Origin of the sequence: Sphingomonas sp. MJ1 (PH-R8), assembly GCF_048058635.1 — a bacterium.
Taxonomy (GTDB): Bacteria; Pseudomonadota; Alphaproteobacteria; order Sphingomonadales; family Sphingomonadaceae; genus Sphingomonas.
The window spans coordinates 1-7,178 of record NZ_JBBEFX010000034.1 but is presented as its reverse complement, the minus strand read 5'-3'; the positions used below and the strand labels follow the sequence as shown (position 1 = coordinate 7,178).

At 69.5% G+C, this 7,178-nt stretch carries 7 protein-coding genes; 2 read left to right on the top strand and 5 right to left on the bottom strand.

The genetic code is table 11. From position 1 onward, the window contains the following. Window positions 1–447 precede the first annotated feature (447 nt). On the top strand, window positions 448–1,923 hold the full coding sequence (locus VPH46_RS15995; protein ID WP_416612809.1) for a lipopolysaccharide biosynthesis protein: 1,476 nt from the start codon (window positions 448–450) through the stop codon (window positions 1,921–1,923). A 9-nt stretch (window positions 1,924–1,932) separates the two neighbouring features. Here VPH46_RS15995 and VPH46_RS15990 read toward each other — a convergent pair whose 3' ends face one another. Continuing rightward, window positions 1,933–2,358: a CBS domain-containing protein gene (locus tag VPH46_RS15990; RefSeq protein WP_416612807.1), complete on the bottom strand. Its 426-nt coding sequence runs from the start codon at window positions 2,356–2,358 to the stop codon at window positions 1,933–1,935. Between the two features lie 71 nt (window positions 2,359–2,429). Between VPH46_RS15990 and VPH46_RS15985 the strand changes: the two genes are divergently transcribed. Continuing rightward, entirely contained in the window at window positions 2,430–2,750 is a 321-nt protein-coding gene (locus VPH46_RS15985) for a hypothetical protein (RefSeq protein ID WP_416612805.1), read from the top strand. Between the two features lie 60 nt (window positions 2,751–2,810). On the opposite strand, the gene VPH46_RS15980 is transcribed toward VPH46_RS15985, so the two are convergent. From VPH46_RS15980 to hisS, 4 genes are all read right to left on the bottom strand, one after another. After that, the gene (locus VPH46_RS15980) at window positions 2,811–3,584 is read right to left on the bottom strand and encodes a DUF4167 domain-containing protein (RefSeq protein ID WP_416612803.1); all 774 of its coding nucleotides are present in this window, start codon (window positions 3,582–3,584) and stop codon (window positions 2,811–2,813) included. A 244-nt stretch (window positions 3,585–3,828) separates the two neighbouring features. Continuing rightward, entirely contained in the window at window positions 3,829–4,650 is an 822-nt protein-coding gene (prmC, locus tag VPH46_RS15975) for a peptide chain release factor N(5)-glutamine methyltransferase (RefSeq protein ID WP_416612801.1), read from the bottom strand. Continuing rightward, entirely contained in the window at window positions 4,647–5,723 is a 1,077-nt protein-coding gene (gene prfA, locus VPH46_RS15970; protein WP_132883295.1) for a peptide chain release factor 1, read from the bottom strand. Before prfA ends, prmC begins: the two co-directional genes overlap by 4 nt. Next, complete coding sequence (gene hisS, locus VPH46_RS15965; RefSeq protein ID WP_416612799.1) at window positions 5,720–6,946, bottom strand: histidine--tRNA ligase; 1,227 nt, start codon at window positions 6,944–6,946, stop codon at window positions 5,720–5,722. Before hisS ends, prfA begins: the two co-directional genes overlap by 4 nt. Window positions 6,947–7,178: the final 232 nt, after the last annotated feature.

Sequence of the window (7,178 nt, the reverse complement as noted above, 5' to 3'; positions counted from 1 at the left end):
AACTCTCAAGTTTGATGTTCCACCCAATCCCCGCGGAATAACGAGGATCAAGCAGCTCACTTCAAGGAGCCAATTCCTGCACATCACATATACTGTGGATATGTAATAGGACATATGAACTGGCTTAAGCTTTAACCGACCACACCACGCCTTGAAAACGTGGCAGACCGGAGCCGCCGCCCACATGTCCCTTCATCTTAACCAACAATGTCAAAGAACAAAACGCCGGCGCTCCAGCAAACCCCTCTTTCAAGAGGCGCTCAGCACCAGGTTTTTTGCGACCCCAGCAAACGCTCCGTTCGGTGCGCCGCTGCGGTGAACGGGTCTCTAGAGGCATCACCCAAACCCGTCAAACCCATTTTTCAAAAATGTGACGGAGAGGGTGAAAATCCGCGGATTTCTGCGGTTCTTGTGGCGCACGACGCCGGCTCGGCATAGGCCAGAACCATGGATGCGCCCCTTCAGGAGACGAATCGCCCCGCCGAATCGCTGCGGCAACAGGTCCGCTCTGCGATTCTGTGGCGCTCCGGCACGCAGATCGTCGGCCAGCTGATCGCGTGGGCCTCGACCTTCCTGGTGATCCGGATCCTGAGCCCGCAGGATTACGGCCTGTTTGCCATGACCCAGGTCGTGCTGGTCGTGCTCAACATGCTGAACGGCTACGGCCTTGCGAGCGCACTGATCCAGAAGCCGGAGGTCGACGATCGCGCGATCCGGCAGCTGTTCGGGATGCTGCTGGTGCTGAACGGGGCACTCGCGATCCTCCAGATCGCGGCGGCACCGCTGGCGGCCGCGTATTTCCGGCACCCGCAGGTCGCCGAGCTGCTGCGCGTGCAGGCGCTGCTGTATCTCGCCACCCCCTTCATCGCCTTTCCCTATGCGCTGCTGAGCCGCGCGATGGATTTCCGACGCCAGGCGGCGGTGAACCTGCTCTCGGCCGTGCTGGGAGCCCTCGCGGCTCTTGGCGGCGCACTCGGGGGGCTGGGTGTCTGGACCCTGGTGCTGGCGCCGATGGTGCTGTTCGGGACGCGCGCCATCGGCATGATGGTGGCGGCGCGTGCATGGGTACGCCCGAGCTTCGACTTTCGAGGCGCCGGGGGGATCGCCCGCTATGGCGTCCTGATGGCGACGAGCCAGCTGTTCTGGGTCATCCAGAGCCAGGCCGACGTCTTCGTTGCCGGGCGGCACCTGGATGCCCATGCGCTCGGCATCTACACGACGAGCCTGTTCCTGGCGCAGATCCTGGTCGCGAAGTTCGTGCCGCCGATCAACGACGTCGCCTTTTCCGCCTATGCCCGGATCCAGCACGATCGCAGCTCGGTCGCCGCAGCATTCCTGATGGGCGTGCGCATGGTGCTGCTGCTGGCGATGCCCTTCTATCTCGGCCTCGCGGTGGTGGCCGAGCCGCTGGTGTCGGTGGTGCTGGGGGAGAAGTGGCTGGAGACCGGCCCGGTCGTGGGGCTGCTCGCGCTCGCCATGCCGTTCCTGACCCTGCAGATCCTGTTCGCCCCGGCATGCGACGCTTGCGGGCGGCCCGGGATCAGCGCGGGCAATGGTGCGATCGGGGCGATCCTGCTGCCGATCGCCTTCCTTGTCGGCGTGCGCCATGGCGTCCTGGGTCTCGCCACCGCATGGCTCGTTACCGCGCCCCTGTACCTCGCGCTTTGTGCGTGGCGGACGCTGCCGGTGATCGGGGTGCGCGCAGGGGCGCTCGCCGCGGCCGTCTGCCAGCCCTTGCTGGGGAGCGTCGGCATGGCGCTCGCCGTGCTGCTGGTCGACCAGCTGCTGCCGCCGCTCGCGCCCTTGCCGCGGGTGGCCATCCTGGTTCCGGCCGGTGCGCTGGTCTACGCGGGCTGGATGCTGACCTTCGGACGCGGGTTGCTGGCCGAGGCGCTGGCCCTGGTTCGGTCGCGGCGCGCCTGAGGGGGTCGGTCAGCCGCCGATATAGGCGCGCATCGCCTGCGCCTCGGCCTCGATGCGCTCGATCCGGTGCTTCACCAGGTCGCCAATCGAGACGATGCCGACGAGACGCCCCGATTCGACCACGGGAAGATGGCGGATGCGCCGGTGCGTCATCAAGGACAGGGCCGCGAGCACGGGCTCCTGCGGGGGGACGGTGACGGCGGGCGCCGTCATGGCCGCGGTCACCGGACGATCGAGCGTGGCCGCGCCGCCGTGATGAAGGCAGCCGATCACGTCGCGTTCCGAAAAGACGCCCAGGATCGAGTCTCCCTCGACCACCGGCACCGCGCCGATCCGTCGCTCGGCGAGGAGGTGGACGGCGTCGCCCACCGTCCTCCCGGCGTCGATCGAGACCACGTCATGGCCCTTGCCGCTCAGGATCACCGCGATGGTCATCGCACCCTCCTCTGCCGCCGCATGCATCGACGGGGGTTGAGCATCCCATGTTTGGATGGGATTGCAAGACGATGCTGCACGATGAGCCTGATCCGCTGGACGATCCGACCTATGCGCGCTTCGCCTGGGGCAGGTTTCGGCGGCTGCTGAAGTGGATGGCCGCCGTCGCGGCGCTCGCCGCGGGCGTTGCCGTGGCGTTGCTGTGGCACCTGGTCGGTCCGCTGCCGATCCACATGGCGATCGCGACCGCGCTCGGCGTCGGCTTGTCGGTGTTGATGGCGGCGCTGCTGATGGGGCTGATCTTCCTGAGCTCGGGCACGGGCCACGATGCTGCAGTCGACCGGTTCGCACGCAAGGACCGCCCCGAGTCCGACGCTCGCGACACGGAATAGCAAAAGGGCCGGCACCGCTGGTGCGGTACCGGCCCCTTGTTTTCAGGCGCGCGCTCGACCTCAGGCGGCCGGCGGCATCACCTCGTCGTCAGCGCGGACACGGCGGCGGCGGCGCGGACGCTCCTCGCCCTCGCCTTCCACAGCACCGAGCGCCGGCGGCAGCCGATCCGCATCGATCCCATGCGCCTCGGTCGCGGCCTCTGCCGGCTGCTCAGCGTCCCGGCGACGGGCGCGCGGGCGAGCGCGGGGCGCGCGCGCCTCCGCTTCCACCGGCTGCACGTCGACGTCGTTGGCGGCTTCGGCGGGAACCAGCTGCAGCTGCTCCACCGGAGCGCCATCCACCTCGGTCTGCGTTACCGACGGACGCTCGCCGCGCGGACCACGCTCGGGCCGCGGACGTGCGTCCCGCTGCGGACGATCCTCGCGCTGGGCTCGGTCTTCGCGGCGGGGACGTTCCTCGCGCTGGCCCCGCTCCTCGCGCTGCGGGCGGTCGTTGCCGCCGTTCTCGCCCTCGAACTCGAACTCCTCGCCCTCGTCATCGGAGGCGAAGTCGCCGCGCTGGCGCTGGTTCTCTTCAACGCGCGCGCGATTGTCGTTGAGCACGCGAAAATAGTGATCGGCGAACTGGAAATAATATTCCGAGTTCACCCGATCGCCCTGCATCTGCGCGTCGCGCGCCAGGTTCTTGTACTTTTCCAGCAGCTGCGCGGCATTGCCGCGTGCACGACTGTCGATACGATTGCCGTTATCGGAACGGCCGGGGCTGCCGCCCCCGCCTTGAGGACGCTGCCCACCACGGCCGCGACGGCGGCCGGCTTGCCGGTTGTTTATCAACGTGTGTGTGTCCCGTTCAAAACTGTCCGTCGATCCTGTCGATCCCGGATGCTGCCTGTCGCGGAGGCGCGCTCTTGCGCGACCCCGTCTGCCATGGCCACCGGACCGCAGTGGCGCGCATGACGCTGGAGGGGGCAGTGCCCCGAACTCACCTGTGACTGGTCGAAGGTGGCTTGCCCCGCCCCGGTCTTAGCGGCTGCACGGGCGATCTCCAAGGGGAAATATGGGGGCGCGGCCACCGGATTCAACGGGCGATGATCGCGCGAGGACGCCCGCCCAGATCCTGTGCGACGCGGGTTGAGAGCCCCTGGGCGCGGAGCAGCGCCGACACGGGTTCGGCCTGGGTGAAGCCGATCTCCACCACCGCCACGCCACCGGGCGCGAGCAACCGCGCGAGCTGGGGTGCAAGCAGGCGGTAAGCGTCCAATCCGTCCGCGCCGGCGAACAAGGCTCCAGCCGGCTCATGCCCCACCACCTCCTGCGGCAGGCGCTCCTCCGTGCCGATATAGGGCGGGTTGGTGAGCACCAGGTCGAAGCGCGCGTCCAACGCAGCCGCCCAGTCGCCCAGCATGAAGCGCGCCCGCCCGCCCATGCCGAGCCGCTCGGCATTGCGGCGGGCATAGCCCAGGGCGTCGGCCGACCGGTCGACCCCGAGCCCCTGCGCGTCCGGCCATTGGTCGAGCGCAGCGAGCAGCAGCGTGCCGGGTCCGGTGCCCAGGTCGAGCACGGTCGCCGGGGCGCGATCGGCGAAGTGCGCCACCGCCGCCTCGATCAGCGTCTCGCTGTCGGCGCGCGGGACCAAAGCGCCCGGCCCCACCTCCAGATCGATCGTCCAGAAGGCGCGGCTGCCGGTCAGATAGGCGACCGGGGTATGCGCCAACCGCGCCTCGACCAGCGCGGAAAAGTCAGCCGGCACCGGATCGGCCAGGCGCCCGAGCAGCAGCGCGTTGCGCTCGACGCCCATCGCATGGGCCATCAGCAGTTCGGCATCGAGCCGCGGCGTGTCCGAGACGGCGGAGATCCGCTGTGCCGCCTCCCGGACCGCCTCGGCGGCGGTGGGCGTCACGCGGCGTCGAGCGTCGCCAGCCGCTCCGCCTCGTCCTCGGCGATCAGCGCGCCGATCAGCTCGTCCATCTCGCCCTCCAGGATTTCGGGCAGGCGGTGGAGCGTCAGGTTGATGCGGTGGTCGGTCACCCGCCCCTGCGGGAAGTTGTAGGTGCGGATCCGCTCGGAGCGATCGCCCGATCCGACCATCGCCTTGCGCGTGCCGGAGCGTTCCGAGGCCAGCCGCTCGCGCTCGGCCTCGTAGAGCCGGGTGCGCAGGACCTTGAGCGCCTTGGCCTTGTTCTTGTGCTGCGACTTTTCGTCCTGCTGGATCACGACCAGCCCAGTCGGCAAGTGCGTGATGCGGACGGCAGAGTCGGTGGTGTTGACCGACTGGCCGCCCGGCCCCGACGAGCGATAGACGTCGATGCGCAGGTCCTTGTCGTCGATCTGAACGTCGACTTCCTCGGCCTCGGGCAGCACCGCGACCGTCGCGGCGGAGGTGTGGATGCGCCCGCCGCTCTCGGTCACGGGCACGCGCTGGACGCGGTGGACGCCGCTTTCGAACTTCAGGCGCGCGAACACGCCCTGCCCGGTCACCGAGGCGACGACTTCCTTGAACCCGCCCGCGTCGGAGGCGCTGGCCGAGATCATCTCGACGCGCCAGCCGCGGCTGTCGGCATAGCGCTGGTACATGCGGAACAGGTCGCCCGCGAACAGCGCCGCCTCGTCCCCGCCGGTACCGGCGCGGATTTCGAGCATCGCCGGCCGCTCGTCGGCCGCGTCGCGCGGCAGCAGCGCCAGCGCCAGCGCGTGCTCGGCCGCCGCCAGCCGCTCCCGGTTCTCGTGGAGTTCCTCGGCGGCCATGCGACGCAGTTCCTCGTCGCCGTCCTGGCTCATGTCCTCCAGCGATTCGGCTTCGGCCCGCAGCCGCCGCACCGCGCCCGCGGCCTCGGCCACCGGCTCCAGCTCGGCATATTCCTTGGACACCGCCACGAAGCGGTCGCCCGGCAGCTCGCCGGTCGCCATCAACGCCTGGAGTTCGTCGCGCCGCGCCTCGATCTGGGCGATGCGATCGGGAGAGATGGCGGTCATGCCTGGCGCAGCACCTGCTCGGCACGCGGCTCTCCGCGCAACGTGCGGAAGGCGGTCGCGGACGCGTCGCCCTCGAAGCGCAGCGATACCGTCTCGGCCGGCTCCAGCTTGAGCGCCTTGTCATAGCGCTTGCGCGGCGATCCGGTCGCGACGAGGTCGGCGACCAGCCCCGCCTTGCGCAGCCGTGCGACCGTGGCGACGCCCTCGCCAAACGCGCGCTCGTCCTCGACCACCACCGCCACGTCCAGCTGGGGCGCCGGAGCACCGTCAAGCAGCATCGCCAGCCGCTCGATCCCGGCCGCCCAGCCCACGCCCGGCGTCTCGGGGCCACCGAGCGAACCGATCAGCCCGTCGTAGCGGCCGCCCGCGAGGACAGTGCCCTGGGCGCCGAGCCGATCGGTCACGAACTCGAATGCGGTGTGGCGGTAATAGTCGAGCCCGCGCACCAGCCGGTCGTTGCGCGTCCACGCCACGCCGGCGGCATCGAGGCCGGCGGTGACGGCAGCAAAGAAGTCGCGCGCTTGCGGTGTCAGATAGTCGTCGATCCCCGGCGCGGCGTCCGCAACCGGGCGATCGCGCGGGTCCTTGGAGTCCAGGATGCGCAGCGGGTTCTTGTCGAGGCGGGCGAGGCTGTCCTCGCTCAGCACGTCGCGATGCGCCTCGAAGTGCGCGACCAGCGCGGCGCGCCACGCGTCGCGGGTTTCCGCATCGCCCAGCGTGTTGAGCTGCAGCGTCACGCCCTCGACGATGCCGAGTTCGTGGAGCAGCTGGTCGGCGAAGGCGAGCAGCTCGACGTCGGCGCCGGGCTCGGCGGCGCCGATCACCTCGGCGTCAATCTGGTGGAACTGGCGATAACGCCCCTTCTGCGGCCGCTCGTAGCGGAACACGGGGCCATGGGTCGCGATCTTGAGCGGGGCGTACTGCTGCCAGCCGTCGGTCAGGTACGCGCGAGCAATGCCGGCGGTGAACTCCGGGCGGAGGGTCAGCGAATCGCCGCCGCGGTCCTCGAAGCTGTACATTTCCTTGGAGACGACATCGGTGGTCTCGCCCAGCGAGCGCGCGAAGACGGCGGTCGATTCGAACACCGGCAGCTCGACGCGACTGAAGCAATAGAGCCGGCGGACGCGCTCGAAGGCATCGACCACGCGGCCGAAGCGGCGCTGGTCTTCGCCGAAGATGTCCTGGGTGCCGCGAATGGGGCGGGGCGTTTCGATGCGGGCCATGGCGGCGCTCTCTAGGGCTGGTCCGCAGCTCCGGCAATCGCGCGGCGAGGACACCGTGGCGGGCGGAGGCGGAAAGAAGGTGGAGCGGGTAACGGGAATCGAACCCGTGTATTCAGCTTGGAAGGCTGCTGCACTACCATTGTGCCGGAGAGAGTGTAGATCTCGGGGGGGGGGGGGTGGTTAAGGGGGGGGGGGGGGGGGGGGGGGGGGGGGGGGGGGGGGGGGGGGGGGG

Bases quoted from the DNA above. Each gene is read 5' to 3' on its own strand.
- VPH46_RS15995 (WP_416612809.1), top strand. From the start codon at position 448: ATGGATGCGCCCCTTCAGGAGACGAATCGCCCCGCCGAATCGCTGCGG.
- VPH46_RS15990 (WP_416612807.1), bottom strand. From the start codon at position 2,358: ATGACCATCGCGGTGATCCTGAGCGGCAAGGGCCATGACGTGGTCTCG.
- VPH46_RS15985 (WP_416612805.1), top strand. From the start codon at position 2,430: ATGCTGCACGATGAGCCTGATCCGCTGGACGATCCGACCTATGCGCGC.
- prfA (WP_132883295.1), bottom strand. From the start codon at position 5,723: ATGACCGCCATCTCTCCCGATCGCATCGCCCAGATCGAGGCGCGGCGC.
- hisS (WP_416612799.1), bottom strand. From the start codon at position 6,946: ATGGCCCGCATCGAAACGCCCCGCCCCATTCGCGGCACCCAGGACATC.